We start from the raw sequence: 15,052 nt of genomic DNA, 5'->3' as shown, positions 1-15,052 counted from the left end.
AAATGTCATTCAAGGCGGGCGATATATTAAAAACTAATGATGGCTTCGGGCTGACGGCAACCCTTGATGACCGGGCGTATTATGTTTGGCCAGTGGCAATGTCTACTACCCAAGGGGAGTATTACGTACTGGAGAGTGCAGACCTGGTTTATATTGAACAGAGCGTAACAACCCCCGTGGGTATTGATTTATCTTATCAGCTCAAAGTATCTGAGGCTGATGTTGATGGCAAAGTGGGGGAAGTTAAAAGTTCCTGTCTGGAAAAGATCTGGAGAAGTGATTTCTCCCGGCGGGCCGGGCATTTCTATAAATTATTTCATGCACCGGCCCCTTTTAAGCCGGGCCGTACCTGGTTATCATGCTCGGGTAAAGTTTACGATGAACAGGAAATGACAAATTTAATTGATGCAGCGCTTGATTTTTGGCTGACCACCGGCAGGTACGCATCCAGCTTTGAGGAACAGCTGGCCGGTTTTCTTGGCGTACGCCATTGCATGCTGACCAATTCCGGGTCTTCGGCCAACTTGCTGGCTATTACCGCTCTCACTTCACCTAAACTGGGTGACCGGTGGCTTAAACCCGGGGATGAGGTGATTACTGTAGCAGCAGGGTTTCCCACTACCGTAACCCCCATTGTGCAAAACAGGTTGGTACCTGTTTTTGTGGATGTGGATCTTCAGACTTATAATGTTAATGTTGAGCAGCTCCAAGCTGCCATTAGCGATAAAACCGGGGCTATCTTTCTGCCTCACACCCTGGGCAATCCTTTCAACGTGGACGCCGTGACGGAACTTGCCCGTAAACATAATCTCTGGCTTGTTGAGGATAACTGTGATGCTTTGGGTGCTGCTTACCGTGACCGGTATACCGGTACCTTTGGGGACCTGGCTACTCTAAGCTTCTATCCCGCCCATCATATCACCATGGGCGAAGGGGGGGCGGTTGTTACCAGCGATCCGCTGTTAAAACGAATTGTAGAGTCTTTTCGTGACTGGGGAAGGGATTGTTGGTGCCCGCCGGGCCGTGATGATACCTGTAAAAAACGGTTCCAGTGGCAGCTGGGTACTCTGCCTTACGGTTATGATCATAAATACACTTACTCCCACCTGGGTTACAACCTTAAATTGACAGACATGCAGGCCGCCGTCGGGTTGGCCCAGTTGACTAAGCTGCCCGGCTTTATTGAGGCCCGGGAGCGTAACTTTGGACTGTTATATCAAGGAATAAAGAAATACGAAGAGATGTTTATGCTCCCGGAAGCTACGAAACATGCCCGGCCCAGCTGGTTTGGCTTTTTGATTACCCTGCGTCACGGTATACCATTTAACAGGCAGCGGTTAATTGAATATCTTGAAGCGCAACGTATCAGGACCAGGTTGCTATTTGCCGGCAACATGACCCGGCAGCCTGCTTTTCAAGGGGTTAAACACCGGGTGGTGGGAGAACTGAAAAATACCGATATAATTATGAACCAAACATTATGGGTCGGACTTTACCCAGGGCTGGGTGAACGCCAAATAGAACATATTATTAATGTAATCGATGAGTTTATAAAAAAGATTTAAGATTAACAATGAATAGAGTAACTCATCAAGTTGCATACGGTAAATACCGGCAAACAACGTAAAACCCTAAGTAAGCCCCCTTTCTCCATCCAAAAGAGAGGGGGCTTGTTTATATGCTTTACCAAAAGCTACCTGCCACATTTATGGTCGTGGTAAAGGAGGAAGCTATCAATGCAGGTATAAAGAAGGAAACTGGATTACTTAAGGTGCGTACGCCCGTCCAAATCTTCACTTAAGAACCCACATATCAACAAGCCGTGATAACCACCGGGTCCTGGGCTGTTGACAGAGGGGTATACGGTAATTTGCGGTGGAACCCCCTTAACTGTCCAACTAAGGTTTTTATCGGATGATTTAAAATCAACACACCAGATGCGGTCATCGGGTAATTTAACATAAAGAGGGGGCCGCTTTCCCTTCCAATCGCGCTTATATTCAGGCGACAGGTTACTATGCTCATCATCTATCCACGGGGCAAACCACATATCGCCTGGTTTTGGTTTTTCACCACGCTTGATAAGTTTTTGAATATCAACGAGTCGACAAGGCCATGGCATATGATAAAACCTCCTTTGCTAAACTTTTATCAGGTTTAGAAACTATACCCGGCCGTAACTAAGCCATTTTAAATAGGAAATTATTTTTTATAGATTATGTCAACAGAAAGATAATGTCTCTTGAAAGAAAAAAATAATTTTGAGGCTACCTGGTGACAAAAACTTACAGTAGTCAATAGTATATAAAAGTAATCAAAATTAACCAGCTATATGGGGGTAAATTATGGAGAAAATTGAGTTCATTTCTAATGATGATAAACAATTATTTGAAAACAAGGGTGAACCACCGGTGTGTGAGGCACCGGATGAAACTCAACCCGCCTATATTGGCATACCTTTCAGTATTGACATTATCATTTCGGATCCTGACGGCGAAATTACCGAGGTTGAGGTAGTAAATTTCCCACCGTGGGCATCATTAAACATGCTAACTGAATTGCCTGCGGCTGATGCCATTGCCTCCATATCCGGCTCCCCTGGGCCAGATGACGAAGGCTTTTATGATATGTCCATAGTTGCCACCGACAATGACGGAAACCAGACTACCAGCTCCCTCAAAATAAAAGTGACCGACTATGGTTTTTCAGACGATCCACCAGGGGTAGCTTAAAATGCTTTGGGGAATTGGGGTGAAGTAAAGTGAAATTCTGCCTGCTCATTGCACAGCCAAACCAACCGGAGGATGAAAAAGTATATACTGTTGAACAAAACCACGTTAATTGTTGGGCTTCATTCCTGGGCGGGAGGGTATACAATTTACCGCCAGTTGGCGAGGAGAGTGGCGATCCGGATTATGACTTTTTTGACCAATTTGACCTGGTGATGATAGCTCTCCGGCAAGAAGCCATAGAAGTGGGGATTGAGATAAAGCAAAAAACCAAGGCCAAAGTAGTGGCTTTTCTTGATGCTGAAGTTGATCATTACACCACCTACATCACCCGTGATATACAGGCCAGGCTGGTAGAACTTTTGAATATTGTTGATGCTGTGGCAGTACTGCACGACGAAAGCATTCCACTTTTTAAGGCGCTAACCTCTAAGCCAGTGGGACTGGTTGGAGTGCCCTTTCCGCTCCAAAAAGTCCGCGAGCTCTGCCCACCTGTTCAAAAACGGCAAGAAATCGAATTGGGCAGCATCATCGAAGCTAGTGCACTGCGCAACCGAGACGGGTTGGTTAATCTGGTGGCGCTGTCCGAAATAGGCATGACATGTGTGGTAGATATGCGAAATCCGGCGGAAATGGATTATCTTTGGTCCATAAGAACTTACTTAAAGCTTCCACAGATTAAGTTTAGGGATAATAACCCAGACTGGGAACACTATCTTACCCAGGCCAGTTATTCCCTGCTGGGCTTGCACCTGGATTACCGTTATACCTGGGGTAGTTTTCCCCTTGAATGTGCAGCTGTCAGAATGCCCTGCGTAGCGCCCTCCTGTTTATATACACAAAAACACTTATTCCCCGAGCTGTGCGTACCATATAACGATATCCCGGGGGTGGTGGCTCTCGTAAAAAAACTGGTTAACGATGTTAAATTCTATGAGCAAGCCTTAGCCTACGCTGAAGAGCAGCTGGACTTTTTCAGTGGCGAAAAAACTTTTCATAGGCTGCTTAACCTGATTAGCTAACGAGGTGAGATGATGAAATTCTGCTTGGTTAGTCAGACACCGCCGAGCGATTTGGAATTAAAAGATGTCAACCGGGTTACCCAGTGGGCTACGGTAATGCAAGGGGCTCATTATAACGGCCTTGCCTTTGACAATGGTGACTATGATTTACCTTATGAATATTTTAGTGAATTTGACCTGGTGATGGTGGCTATACGTTTAGAAACCATTGAAATCGGCTTGAAAATAAAAAGGCAGTCTACGGCCCGGGTTCTGGTTTTCTTAGATGGCGAAATGGAGCATTTTATATCGCATCTCCCGGGAGATAAACTGGTGCGGTTAATCGAGCTGATAAATTTAGCTGATGGAGTGGGGGTTACGCACGAATACAGCATTCCCGTTGTGCGGGGCCTGACCACCAAGCCGGTAGGAATGATCGGGGTGCCGTTTCCTTTGAAAAGAGTCCGTGAGGAGCTGTGTCCACCGGTAGAAAAAAAACAGGCTATCCACGTGGGATGCGGTACGGGTAAAAGCTTTAACCGGAACGGCATTGTTAATTTGTCGGCGCTGGCGGAAATCGGCCTGCCCGGGGTCGTCGATGTTTGGGGCCCGGAGGATATCGAGTATGTCCGGTTGATAAAAAAATATATACCCATACCTCCTATTTATTTCAGTCACACCCCCCGTTGGGAAGATTATGTAGTACAGTTAAATAATTCATTCCTGGGTCTGCACCTGGACTACCGGCAAATCTGGGGGAGATTTGCCCTGGACTGTGCTGCAGTAAGAATGCCCTGTATTGCCCCGGATAATTTTTATACGCAAAAAACACTTTTTCCGCGTTTGTGTGTTAATTACCAGGATATTGACAGAACGGTTAAACTGGCCCAAAAGCTTATAAAAAATAACAGTTTTTATGAAGAAACAATTTCCTATGCCGAATCCCAGCTGGCCTTTTTTAGTAACGAGGCGGCGAAAGAAAGACTGCTTAACCTGGTCAGCTAACGAGGTGAAATCATGAAGTTCTGTTTGATCGGTTTGATGGCTATGAGTGAATCAGACGGCAAAATTTTCACCGAGGAGGTCAACCGGCTTACCCAGTGGGCTACGGTAATGCAGGGAACTTATTTCAACGGCTTTGCTTTTGACCTTGGCCTTTATGGCTTACCCTATGAGTTCTTCAGTGAATATGACCTGGTAATGGTAGCTGTGCGCTATGAAACCATTGCAGCCGGCTTAAAAATAAAAAAGCAGTCCACGGCCCGGGTCGTTGTTTTGTTAGATGGCGAGATGGAGTATTTTATCTCACAACTCCACGGGCACCAGCAGGTGCAATTAATTGAGCTGATTAATATAGCCGATGCGGTAGGTGTCAGCCATGAAAACGACATCCCTATCATCAAGACCCTGACCACCAGACCGGTAGGGCTGCTCGGCCTTCCGTTTCCCTTAAAAAGAGTCCGGGAAGAACTTTGTCCCCTGGTGGAAAAAAAAACGGTAATCCGTTTGGGGGCTATACATCGCAATGGCATTGTCAACCTGGCAGCTCTGTCGGAAATCGGCCTGCCGGGAGTCGTCGATGTATGGGCCCGCGAGGATATAGAATATGTGCATCAGCTTAAAAATTACCTGCCGCTACCGCCGGTTTATTTCAACCACACCCCTCGCTGGGAAGACTATATAGCCTCGTTGAACAACTGCTTGCTGGGCCTGCACCTGGATTACCGCCAGGTATGGGGGAGGTTTGCCCTTGATTGTGCCGCGGTAAATATACCTTGCATAGCTCCGGATAATTTCTACACGCAAAAAATACTTTTCCCGCGCCTTTGTGTTGATTTCCAGGATATTGACGGAGTAGTTAAGTTAGCCAAAAAGTTGGTACAGAATAACAGTTTTTATGAAGAAGTGATGGACTATGCTGAATCTCAGCTGGCCTTTTTTGATAATGAGGCGGCGAAAAAAAGACTATTTGATCTTCTTATTTAAAAAACACTCTTACATGACAATTGGAGAGTTATAAAAACAATGGAGGGCGTGCGATGCGAATAGACCAACTTACCCCTTCTAAGCGGTATAGCGATGGTATTAGCCATATCGTTGTGCTTTTGCAAAAAATAATTAAAGATATAGGTTTTAATACAAGTGTTTTGGCTGATACCACTCAGCTGGAAGAAAGAGAGCATATTATTTACCATATGCTTTTAGGGTCCCATCCAACTAAAACTCTAGATGAAATAAAAGCAAAAAACATAGTGCTTTTTTACCATGGGATTACGCCCCCGGAGTATTATACTAACCGCCCGGAACAGCACCAGTCGCTGGCCAGGCAAAAAGAACTGGCAGCCCTGAAAAAACATTTTACCTATGCTTTTACTACCACAAAACATCTAGAAAAAGAATTGCACAGGGCGGGCTATGAGCGGACTATGGTATTGCCCTTGCCGGTAGACCCAAAGGACTACGACCAGGAGCCCGATGCCCGGTTAATGCAGAAGAATACGGACGACCACACCAACCTACTATTTGTTGGTCAGATAACTCCGGATAAAAAATTAGAAGATATTATATCGATTTTTAATTATTACCATAAAAAACTTAATTCCAAATCTCGTTTGTTTTTAGTGGGAAACTATTCAGCTCACCCCTGGTACAGTCAGCAGCTGTTGGCTTTAATTAAAGAACTGCAGATAAAAAATGTCTTTCTTACCGGCCGGGTTTCCCCTCAACAGCTTCTAGCTTACTACCGGCTATCTCAGGCTTTTTTATGTATGAGCGAATACGAAGCACTTTTTGGACCGCTAACAGCAGGCATGTATCTGAGAGTGCCGATTATTGCTTTTGAACAGGCAGCCGTGCAAGAGGTGCTGGGCGGTGCCGGTTGCCTGATAAGGGACAAAGATATACGGGAAACAGCTAGATTCTTGGACACAATAATTAGCGACCAGGCTAAACGGGAGGAAATAATTAATCGTCAGTTGGCCAGAGTCAACGACTTACGGCCAGAAAAGGTTATTCCCTTATACCGAGAAGCATTTTTAGGTGCGTTTAAGGTGGGTGGTTAACTTTGCCGGATAAATTGATTAACGCCGGAATCGCCGGCATTGGAGTTTGCGTGCCGGACCGGGTGCTTACTAACGCCGATTTAGAAAAAATGGTGGCCACCAGCGATGAGTGGATTGTTTCCCGGTCGGGAATTAGGGAGAGACACATTGTTTCTCCCGGGGAGGCCACATCGGACTTATCCACCACCGCGGCAGTGCGGGCTATGGCTAATGCTGGAGTGACGCCGGAACAAGTGGACCTGGTTATTGTCGCCACCAGTACTCCTGATATGCCTTTCCCCGCTACCGCCTGTTTAGTGCAGGACCGGATCGGTGCTAAAAACGCCGGAGCCTTCGATCTGGCCGCAGGCTGCACCGGTTTTATCTATGCCCTGCCCGTGGCCAGCCAATTTATTGCCACCGGCTCCTACCGTACGGTTCTGGTGATCGGGTCAGATATACCATCCAGGTTTGTCAATTGGGAAGACCGCAGCACCTGTGTTCTTTTTGGTGATGGCGCCGGCGCTGTTGTTTTAAAACCCGTACCGGAGGACAGCGGTATTCTGGCCTTCAAGCTTTGGTCCGACGGTGCCGCCGGGCCGCACCTGACACTGCCTGGGGGAGGATCAAGACATCCGCCCACCAGGGAAACTGTGGATAGCAAACTCCACTGTATCCAAATGAACGGACATGAAGTTTTTAAACTAGCGGTCAAGGCCATGGGAAAAGTGGCTCAAGAGGTACTGGTGGCCGCCGGTCTAAAAAAATCGGAGCTGGACTTTTTCATTCCCCACCAGGCTAACATAAAAATTATTGAAGCTGTGGCCAAGAGACTTGACTTGCCCGCCGAAAAAGTGCTGATTAATGTCGACCGTTATGGTAACACTTCTACAGCTTCCATTCCCATTGCCCTGGAAGAGGCATTGCGCAATGGTAGGATTAAGAAAGGAGACCACATACTAATGGTATCCTTCGGCGCAGGTATGACCTGGGGCGGGGTAGCCATGAAATGGTGAACGAGGAGGAATTTAATGATGCAAGTATTTGATAAGGTAAAATTGATTCTTGTTCAGCAGTTCCATAAAGACGAAGCCGAAATAAAAAGCGAAACGTCCTTTATGGATGATCTAGGTATCGAATCTTTAGATTTTGTTGAACTAATGATTGCTTTAGAAGAAGAGTTTGACATAGTTATATCTGATGAGGACGTGGAGAAAATTCGTACAGTGGACGAGGCCGTGCAGTATATCCAAAAGCTCATATAAATTTTAATCAGTAAATGGGGTGGAAAATGTGTTAGCTATTATTGGGGAAAATTCAGCGGTGGTGCCATTTTACCATTATTTTATCTTTGGTCCGGATGATGAAATTAGAGTGGGAAAATATAGCGGTATGTCCGTAGGGGCAAAAATATTGGGGGGCGGTGAACACTATTATGAAAATATAGCCTGCTCTCCCATGAATTCTGTGCTTAATCTTATAGATCATAGTGTAAAAGAACCAGGCGCTAATAAAGATTTTTTAGGTGATTTCCTCAAATGTTACCGAAAAGATATATATACCAAGGGTCCGACCATTATAGGGAACGATGTTTTGATTTCGTATAATGCCACGATTTTATCAGGTATAAAAGTAGGTGACGGCGCTTTTATCGGAGCCGGTGCGGTAGTTAGAAAGGATGTGCCTCCTTATGCCATCGTTTTGGGCAATCCGGGGCGGATCGCCGGCTACAGGTTTTCGGAGGAACAAATCAAGGCCTTGCTGAGAATAAGATGGTGGGATTGGAGTTTTGAGGAATTATTTGCGTTTAAAGAGTATTTCGCCGGGGATGTTGATACATTTATTGCAAGGGCACTGGAAAAGATGGAAAAAGAGGGCAGATTATAAGTCTTTTAAATAAATGATTAAATATCACAATTGATTAGTAAAAAGTAGCGGGCAAAAGTGAAATAAGTAATATTACCTGAGTGTTAGTTAAAGGAGTGAAATGATGGCCATTATTACTGTCGGGGAACATAGTCTTTCTGCATCGTTTAACCCTTTTATCACTACTCCCTTGCCCAGTGAAGTGATCAAGATCGGAAAATTTAGCGGTTTGGCATCGGGGGTCAAAGTGTTTTCAGGTATGGAGCACTATTCCAATAATGTAGCTGGTTATCCTCTGTCGATTTTATATTTTCATAAAATCGAAGGGCTTATTAAGGACTGTTATTCAAATGGCCCAACCATTATTGGTAACGATGTTTTGGTGATGTATAATTCCGTAATCATGTCAGGTGTAACCATAGGAGATGGTGCCTTTATCGGAGCTGGTTCCGTAGTCAGAAAGGATGTACCCCCTTATGCCATTGCATTCGGAAACCCGGCCAGAATTGCGGGCTACAGGTTTTCAGAAGAACAAATTAAAGCCTTGCTTAGAATCCGTTGGTGGGACTGGAGTGATAAGGAAATTCATGAATTTGAGGAGTATTTTTATGATATTGACACCTTCATTACAAAGGCAATGGAAAAGATGGAAAAAGAAGGCAGGTTATAAAAGTTTAAGGTGAAGTTTATTTAAAGTAGAAACAAAGGGGTATTTGAATGAGTTCCAGTGGTATGCATGCCGTAGTGACCTTAGGGGCGGGCCCTGCGGGCTTGAGTTTTTCCCAACACTTTAACCATCAAACGGATATCTATGAAAAAGAGGCATCATGGGGCGGGCGCTGCCGTTCCCATATGATTGACGGCTTTATCTTTGATGAGGGACCGCACTCATCTTTTACGAAAGACGTTTACGTTAAGGAACTTTTTGCCGAAAGTGTAGAAGACCGGCTCAATGAAATTTACCCCAAGATTTTGAACAGGTTTGGTTCGGACTGGGTCCGTCATCCGGTCCAGACTAATTTAAAGGGCCTGCCGGTTGATCTGGTGGTTAGCTGTATTCTGGATTTTGTAAAGGCGGAGCGGTCCGGGTCGGGCTCCCTGGAAAATTATGGTCAGTGGCTCATTGACGGGTTTGGGGAAAAGTTCGCCAGGACTTTTCCCTATGCCTATACCCGGAAATACTGGACAGTGGAACCCGAACAAATGACGACGAACTGGATTGAACAGCGGATTTACCGCCCGGACCTGGAGCAGGTGCTTAAAGGGGCTTTGTCCAGCGAAATTAACAGTAACCATTATATTTCTACTGTTCGTTATCCCGGGAGGGGAGGCTTTCAATCTTTTTTAAGGGGTTTGCAGGAGGGAACCAAAGCATATTACGGCTACGAGCTGGTGGAGCTTGATGTGCAAAAAAAGAAGATTACTTTCAAAAACGGCTTTGAACGCTATTATGAGGCGCTGGTTTCTTCAATGCCGCTTCCCGTACTGGTGCAGAGCATTAAGGACTGCCCGACCGATATTAAGCAGGCGGCCGCCCGGCTGGCCTGCACGTCAGTGGTGCTGGTCAATCTGGGTGTTGCGAGGGAAAATCTGGCCAACTGTCACTGGTTTTACATTTATAACGAAGATATTCTTCCTTGTCGGGTGCATTTTCCCAGTGCGTATTCTGCTGATAACTCGCCACCTGGAACAGGCAGTCTCCAGGCGGAAGTCTATTATTCCCGATACAAGCCACTGGGTATGTCGCTGGAGCACGTCCTCGAAAAAACCATCCAGGACCTAACTGCCATCGGCGTTATCAGTAAAGAAGACCAGATTATTTTGGCCCAGTGTCAGGATGTAAAACACGCCCAGGTGCTTTACCACCATCAGCACACCGAAAGCCGGACCGCTGTGCTGGATTACTTGGAAAAACATGATGTTCACTGCATCGGGCGCTACGGTGAGTGGGCCTATCTTTGGAGCGATCAGTCCATTATAAATGGAAAACGGTTGGCGGAGCGCCTGATAAAAGACAAGCGGATCACCATATCTTCCAGTTGAATGAGAAAAGAATAGGATGTGTCATATGAACGTGTTGGTTACTGGTGCCACCGGGTTTGTCGGTTCCTACCTTACCCGCCGGTTGGTAGAAATGAAGATCAAGGGTAAAGGACACACCCCGATTGATGTGCATATATTTACCCGGAGTCAGTCCAATAAGTGGCGCATAGTTGACTTATTGGGACATGTGACCAACCACGATGTGGATTTGCGGGATGCCGGCGCTGTAGAAAAAGCAGTGGCTCAAATAGGTCCACAAGTAATTTACCACCTGGCCACCTATGGGGGATTTAAATCCCAGAGAGAAACATCTGCCATCATCGAATCAAACTTCATGGGTACTGTCAATTTATTAAGAGCCTGTGAAAAGATAGGGTTTAATTATTTTATTAATACGGGCAGTTCTTCTGAATACGGCATTAAGGAAAACCCCATGCGTGAGAGCGATATACTTGAGCCGGTAGGAGATTATGGAGTTTCCAAAGCGGCAGCCACTCTTTATTGCCGCTCCATGGCCCTTGAAAAGGGCCTGCCTATTATTACAATGCGGCTATTTTCCCCTTACGGCTCGTGGGACGATCCCCAGCGACTCATACCACACGTAATAATATCACTTCTCAGGGGAGAACCTCCAAAACTCTCTACACCAAAATCTGTGAGGGATTTTATTTATATCGATGATGTACTAGATGCTTTTTTAAAAGTAATAGCAGTCCCTGTATCTGGGGGAGAGATCTACAACGTTGGGAGCGGGGTACAGTATTCTATCGGCGAAGTGGTTGATATGATCATAAAAATTATCGGAAACGGTTTAGAGCCCATGTGGGGTAAAGTAAATGACCGGAGGCCCGAGCCGGGCTCTTGGGTAGCCGATATGAATAAAGCTGGAACAGAACTCAGCTGGTTTCCTGCTACATCTCTTGAGACCGGGCTCAAAAAAACGGTCCAATGGTTTAGAGAAAACCTGGACCTGTATCCGTGAGAAGGGGCTTGTTAGAATATGAAGCTATCTGATTATATTATTGACTTCTTGGTTCAAGAAGGTGTATCACATGTCTTTGAGTTAATTGGCGGGGCCATAACGCATCTTCTTGATTCCGTTTATACCAGAGATGATATCCAATGTATCTCGCTGCATCATGAGCAATCGGCGGCTTTTGCCGCCGAGGCTTACGCCCGTATAAACGGGAACCTCGGAGTGGCGATTGCCACCAGCGGTCCCGGTGCGTTGAACCTGGTGACCGGGATTGGCAGTTGTTATTTTGACTCGGTCCCATGCCTGTTTATAACCGGACAGGTAAACACATACGAATACAAATTCGGCAGGTCCGTGCGCCAGCTTGGGTTCCAGGAGACCGATATTGTTAGTGTGGTAAAGCCTATTACCAAATATGCGCAGTTAGTTACCAATGCGGAACAAATCAGGTACTACCTGGAGAAAGCTATCTATATCGCCCGAAGCGGCAGGCCGGGCCCGGTGCTTTTGGATATTCCTATGAATATACAGCGTGCCCAAATTGAGCCTGACAAGTTAGCCAGTTTTTGGGACAGTGCGGAGTATAAAAAGCTATATGCGGAAGAGATAGGACACATATTTAAACAAGGAGCTAATATAATTGATGAGGTGATAAAACTCATCAAGGAAGCAAAGAGACCAGTAATTCTTGCCGGCGGGGGGGTAAGAACAGCCAGGGCCATCACTGAATTTGGCTTGCTGGTGGAGAAGACCGGCATACCGGTGGTCACTTCATTAATGGGGCTTGATGCTTTGCCCCATGATAATCGAGCCTTTTTCGGTATGATCGGGTCCTATGGAAATCGTTACAGCAATCTTACTCTGGCTAATAGCGATTTTCTGCTCATCCTGGGCTCCAGGCTGGACACCCGGCAGACGGGTACCAGGCCGGAAACATTTGCCCGGGCCGCCAAAAAGGTTCATGTTGATATAGACCCGGTGGAATTGAATGCCAAGGTGCAGGTGGATACCGCGATTAATTGCAACGTCAGGGAGTTTCTATCCTTAATTAACGCTAAACTGGAGGGATACGTAAAACCTGACTTTTCGCCCTGGTACCAAACCATTAATGGGTTCAAGGAAAAGTATTCTACCCTTGCTCAGCCAGGTAAAGCTGAAAACATAGATCCCAATCATTTTATGGAGATTCTCTCTTCGTATTGCGCTGCAGGGGATATCATCTGCATTGATGTTGGGCAGAACCAAATGTGGGCTGCGCAGTCTTTTCGTCTAAAAAAGAAGCAGCGGATGTTGATTTCAGGCGGCATGGGTGCCATGGGTTTTGCACTTCCGGCGGCGCTGGGAGCGGCCATGTCCGCCCCGGAAAGGAAAGTTATCATTATTGCCGGCGATGGTGGTATCCAAGTGAACATCCAAGAACTTGATGCCTTTGTGAACCATAACCTCCCCGTTAAAATATTTGTTATGAACAACCAGTGTCTTGGTATGGTCAGGCAGTTTCAGGATCTATACTTTGGCGGCCGGCAGCAGTCTACTGTTAAAGGTTATAGCTGTCCTAACCTCGGGAAGGTGGCTGCGGCCTACGGGATCCCTTCCTATAATATTGCCTCATGGTCAAGCGCCCGGGATATTATTGAAACGGCATTAAAAACAGAGGGGCCGGCCTTTGTCGAGGTAAAGTTGGAACAAACCACCTGTGTAGATCCCAAACTTGTCGTAAACAGGCCCATTGAGGACATGTCGCCTCATCTTGACCGGTCAGAACTGCAGGAAATTATGCTCATTGATTTGATGGAGGAGATGGATGTACCTGTTTGATCTAAATGCTCAAGGCCAATTCTAAATAGCTATCTTTAACAAATTATGATTATGGCGCATATACTGTAGTAAAAAAACTTAAGGAGCGATTAAAATGGGGGAGAATAAAGACCAGAACCTTAACCAATTAAGTGAATGCCAGGAGAACGAAACAGATTTTTTACCTAATGAATATCAGATAAACCAAAGTAGGGTTATAGTAAAATGGGTAGGTGTAACTGTAGATCTGCCCACACCTTTACCCAATGATATCAGGTTCATTACGAATTGGACAATTGATGGTAACCCAAGGCCTAGTATTACTCTCCAAAATGTTACGGAATCAGGTACAGTACCAATTAATACAGTTATTTATGATGGGAATGTAGGAATAATGGGTAATGTAATTACATTTACTGCCAATGTGCTAACAGATATACCTTCTTTAAGCCTGCAGGGTACAGCTGCAATGCCACAACAACGATTAAGTTGTCCACAGCCGGACCCAATAAGTATATCGCTGACTACAGAAGGGGGTCCTGTTAATACAACATATGAATTTGAAATTATACTTGGTTCTTAATCGATTCCCCGGGGGTAAAGTGCAGTGAAGTTTTGTCTCCTAAACATGGAACTATATCATCCGGACCATGGAAAAGTAGTACAAAATAACATCAATACCTGGGCCACAATAATGGGCGGTACGGTATATAACGCGCTGCTTTTTGACCAAGGGGGGTACGGTCTGGATTACGATTATTTTAACGAGATTGACCTGGTTATGGTGGCCCTCCGACAAGAAACCATAGAGGTGGGCATCAAGGTTAAGGAAAGATCAAAGGCAAAAGTGGTGGTTTTCCTTGATGCCCCAATTGATCACTTTACTACTCATATTACCCGCAACCTGCAAGCCAAAATGGTGAAACTTTTAAATACCGTTGATGCTGTGGTGGTGCTGCACGACAATAACATTCCGTTTTTCAAGACACTGACTTCAAAGCCCGTGGGTCTGGTTGGTCTGCCTTTCCCGCTCAAAAGGGTTGGCGAGCTGTGTCCGCCTGTCCAAAAACGGGAAGAAATCGAACTTGGCAGTACCATAAAGTCGGTGCCCAATCAAAACCGAAACGCGTTGGTTAACCTGGCGGCGCTGTCTAAAATTGAGCTGCCGGGTGTGGTGGATATACAGGATCCTGTAGAAATGGAATATATCCTGTCCATTAGAAAATACGTGCCGTTTCCTCAGATTAAATTCAGGTTCAGCAACTCAGAATGGGATCGCTTTATTACCCAAGCTAATTATTCCCTCCTGGGCCTACACCTGGATTCCCGTTATTCCTGGGGCAAATTCCCCATTGCATGTGCCGCTGTTAGGATGCCGTGCGTTGCGCCCCCCTCTTTTTACACGCAAAAGGTACTATTTCCAGGCCTGTGCGTAGCCCATCACGATATTGAGAGGGCGGTGACGCTGATAAAGAAACTGGTGTCTGATGCTAAGTTTTATGAGGAAGCCGTATCCTATGCCCAATCGCAGCTTGACTTTTTTAGTTATGAAGAAACTAAAAAGAGGCTGTTTAACCTTATTAGCTAGTGCCTTGATTG

At 45.8% G+C, this 15,052-nt stretch carries 16 protein-coding genes; 15 read left to right on the top strand and 1 reads right to left on the bottom strand.

Annotated features, from left to right (window positions below):
• The first annotated feature begins 2 nt into the window (after nucleotides 1-2).
• Nucleotides 3-1,565, top strand: coding sequence for a lipopolysaccharide biosynthesis protein RfbH (rfbH, locus tag DESGI_RS16325; protein WP_006524588.1), 1,563 nt, complete (start codon nucleotides 3-5; stop codon nucleotides 1,563-1,565).
• Between the two features lie 197 nt (nucleotides 1,566-1,762).
• On the opposite strand, the gene DESGI_RS16320 is transcribed toward rfbH, so the two are convergent.
• Nucleotides 1,763-2,122 carry a hypothetical protein gene (locus DESGI_RS16320; RefSeq protein WP_006524586.1) on the bottom strand — a complete coding sequence of 120 codons (360 nt, stop codon included), beginning with the start codon at nucleotides 2,120-2,122 and terminating at the stop codon, nucleotides 1,763-1,765.
• Between the two features lie 223 nt (nucleotides 2,123-2,345).
• Here DESGI_RS16320 and DESGI_RS16315 point away from each other — a divergent pair, with 223 nt between their 5' ends.
• The 14 genes from DESGI_RS16315 to DESGI_RS16250 all read left to right on the top strand — a co-directional run bounded on the left by DESGI_RS16315 (nucleotide 2,346) and on the right by DESGI_RS16250 (nucleotide 15,041).
• The gene (locus tag DESGI_RS16315) at nucleotides 2,346-2,732 is read left to right on the top strand and encodes an Ig domain-containing protein (RefSeq protein WP_006524585.1); all 387 of its coding nucleotides are present in this window, start codon (nucleotides 2,346-2,348) and stop codon (nucleotides 2,730-2,732) included.
• 29 nt (nucleotides 2,733-2,761) lie between these two features.
• Entirely contained in the window at nucleotides 2,762-3,751 is a 990-nt protein-coding gene (locus DESGI_RS16310) for a hypothetical protein (RefSeq protein WP_006524584.1), read from the top strand.
• Between the two features lie 9 nt (nucleotides 3,752-3,760).
• Nucleotides 3,761-4,735: a hypothetical protein gene (locus tag DESGI_RS16305; protein WP_245561110.1), complete on the top strand. Its 975-nt coding sequence runs from the start codon at nucleotides 3,761-3,763 to the stop codon at nucleotides 4,733-4,735.
• A gap of 12 nt (nucleotides 4,736-4,747) precedes the next feature.
• On the top strand, nucleotides 4,748-5,716 hold the full coding sequence (locus tag DESGI_RS16300) for a hypothetical protein (protein ID WP_006524582.1): 969 nt from the start codon (nucleotides 4,748-4,750) through the stop codon (nucleotides 5,714-5,716).
• 53 nt (nucleotides 5,717-5,769) lie between these two features.
• Nucleotides 5,770-6,792: a glycosyltransferase gene (locus DESGI_RS16295; RefSeq protein ID WP_006524581.1), complete on the top strand. Its 1,023-nt coding sequence runs from the start codon at nucleotides 5,770-5,772 to the stop codon at nucleotides 6,790-6,792.
• Between the two features lie 2 nt (nucleotides 6,793-6,794).
• A complete protein-coding gene (locus tag DESGI_RS16290) occupies nucleotides 6,795-7,787 on the top strand; it encodes a beta-ketoacyl-ACP synthase III (protein ID WP_006524580.1) in 993 nt (330 codons plus the stop codon).
• A 15-nt stretch (nucleotides 7,788-7,802) separates the two neighbouring features.
• On the top strand, nucleotides 7,803-8,036 hold the full coding sequence (gene acpP / locus DESGI_RS16285; protein WP_006524579.1) for an acyl carrier protein: 234 nt from the start codon (nucleotides 7,803-7,805) through the stop codon (nucleotides 8,034-8,036).
• A gap of 28 nt (nucleotides 8,037-8,064) precedes the next feature.
• A complete protein-coding gene (locus DESGI_RS26195; protein WP_006524578.1) occupies nucleotides 8,065-8,658 on the top strand; it encodes a CatB-related O-acetyltransferase in 594 nt (197 codons plus the stop codon).
• Between the two features lie 103 nt (nucleotides 8,659-8,761).
• On the top strand, nucleotides 8,762-9,307 hold the full coding sequence (locus tag DESGI_RS26190) for a CatB-related O-acetyltransferase (RefSeq protein ID WP_006524577.1): 546 nt from the start codon (nucleotides 8,762-8,764) through the stop codon (nucleotides 9,305-9,307).
• Between the two features lie 47 nt (nucleotides 9,308-9,354).
• Entirely contained in the window at nucleotides 9,355-10,680 is a 1,326-nt protein-coding gene (locus DESGI_RS16270) for a protoporphyrinogen/coproporphyrinogen oxidase (protein ID WP_006524576.1), read from the top strand.
• 25 nt (nucleotides 10,681-10,705) lie between these two features.
• Nucleotides 10,706-11,662 carry an NAD-dependent epimerase/dehydratase family protein gene (locus tag DESGI_RS16265; RefSeq protein WP_006524575.1) on the top strand — a complete coding sequence of 319 codons (957 nt, stop codon included), beginning with the start codon at nucleotides 10,706-10,708 and terminating at the stop codon, nucleotides 11,660-11,662.
• Between the two features lie 18 nt (nucleotides 11,663-11,680).
• The gene (locus tag DESGI_RS16260) at nucleotides 11,681-13,474 is read left to right on the top strand and encodes a thiamine pyrophosphate-binding protein (protein ID WP_006524574.1); all 1,794 of its coding nucleotides are present in this window, start codon (nucleotides 11,681-11,683) and stop codon (nucleotides 13,472-13,474) included.
• A 94-nt stretch (nucleotides 13,475-13,568) separates the two neighbouring features.
• Nucleotides 13,569-14,036: a hypothetical protein gene (locus DESGI_RS16255; RefSeq protein WP_006524573.1), complete on the top strand. Its 468-nt coding sequence runs from the start codon at nucleotides 13,569-13,571 to the stop codon at nucleotides 14,034-14,036.
• 24 nt (nucleotides 14,037-14,060) lie between these two features.
• The gene (locus DESGI_RS16250; RefSeq protein ID WP_006524572.1) at nucleotides 14,061-15,041 is read left to right on the top strand and encodes a hypothetical protein; all 981 of its coding nucleotides are present in this window, start codon (nucleotides 14,061-14,063) and stop codon (nucleotides 15,039-15,041) included.
• Nucleotides 15,042-15,052: the final 11 nt, after the last annotated feature.

The organism is Desulfoscipio gibsoniae DSM 7213 (assembly GCF_000233715.2).
In the GTDB taxonomy this organism is placed as follows: Bacteria; Bacillota; Desulfotomaculia; order Desulfotomaculales; family Desulfallaceae; genus Sporotomaculum; species Sporotomaculum gibsoniae.
Note: the sequence above shows the minus strand (reverse complement) of the source record. Positions and strands in the feature narration are given on the sequence as shown.

Coding starts and splice junctions, on each gene's coding strand:
- DESGI_RS16315 (WP_006524585.1), top strand. CDS start 2,346: ATGGAGAAAATTGAGTTCATTTCTAATGATGATAAACAATTATTTGAA.
- DESGI_RS16295 (WP_006524581.1), top strand. CDS start 5,770: ATGCGAATAGACCAACTTACCCCTTCTAAGCGGTATAGCGATGGTATT.
- DESGI_RS16270 (WP_006524576.1), top strand. CDS start 9,355: ATGAGTTCCAGTGGTATGCATGCCGTAGTGACCTTAGGGGCGGGCCCT.
- DESGI_RS16255 (WP_006524573.1), top strand. CDS start 13,569: ATGGGGGAGAATAAAGACCAGAACCTTAACCAATTAAGTGAATGCCAG.
- DESGI_RS26190 (WP_006524577.1), top strand. CDS start 8,762: ATGGCCATTATTACTGTCGGGGAACATAGTCTTTCTGCATCGTTTAAC.
- DESGI_RS16265 (WP_006524575.1), top strand. CDS start 10,706: ATGAACGTGTTGGTTACTGGTGCCACCGGGTTTGTCGGTTCCTACCTT.
- DESGI_RS16305 (WP_245561110.1), top strand. CDS start 3,761: ATGATGAAATTCTGCTTGGTTAGTCAGACACCGCCGAGCGATTTGGAA.
- acpP (WP_006524579.1), top strand. CDS start 7,803: ATGATGCAAGTATTTGATAAGGTAAAATTGATTCTTGTTCAGCAGTTC.
- rfbH (WP_006524588.1), top strand. CDS start 3: ATGTCATTCAAGGCGGGCGATATATTAAAAACTAATGATGGCTTCGGG.
- DESGI_RS16300 (WP_006524582.1), top strand. CDS start 4,748: ATGAAGTTCTGTTTGATCGGTTTGATGGCTATGAGTGAATCAGACGGC.
- DESGI_RS16320 (WP_006524586.1), bottom strand. CDS start 2,122: ATGCCATGGCCTTGTCGACTCGTTGATATTCAAAAACTTATCAAGCGT.
- DESGI_RS16260 (WP_006524574.1), top strand. CDS start 11,681: ATGAAGCTATCTGATTATATTATTGACTTCTTGGTTCAAGAAGGTGTA.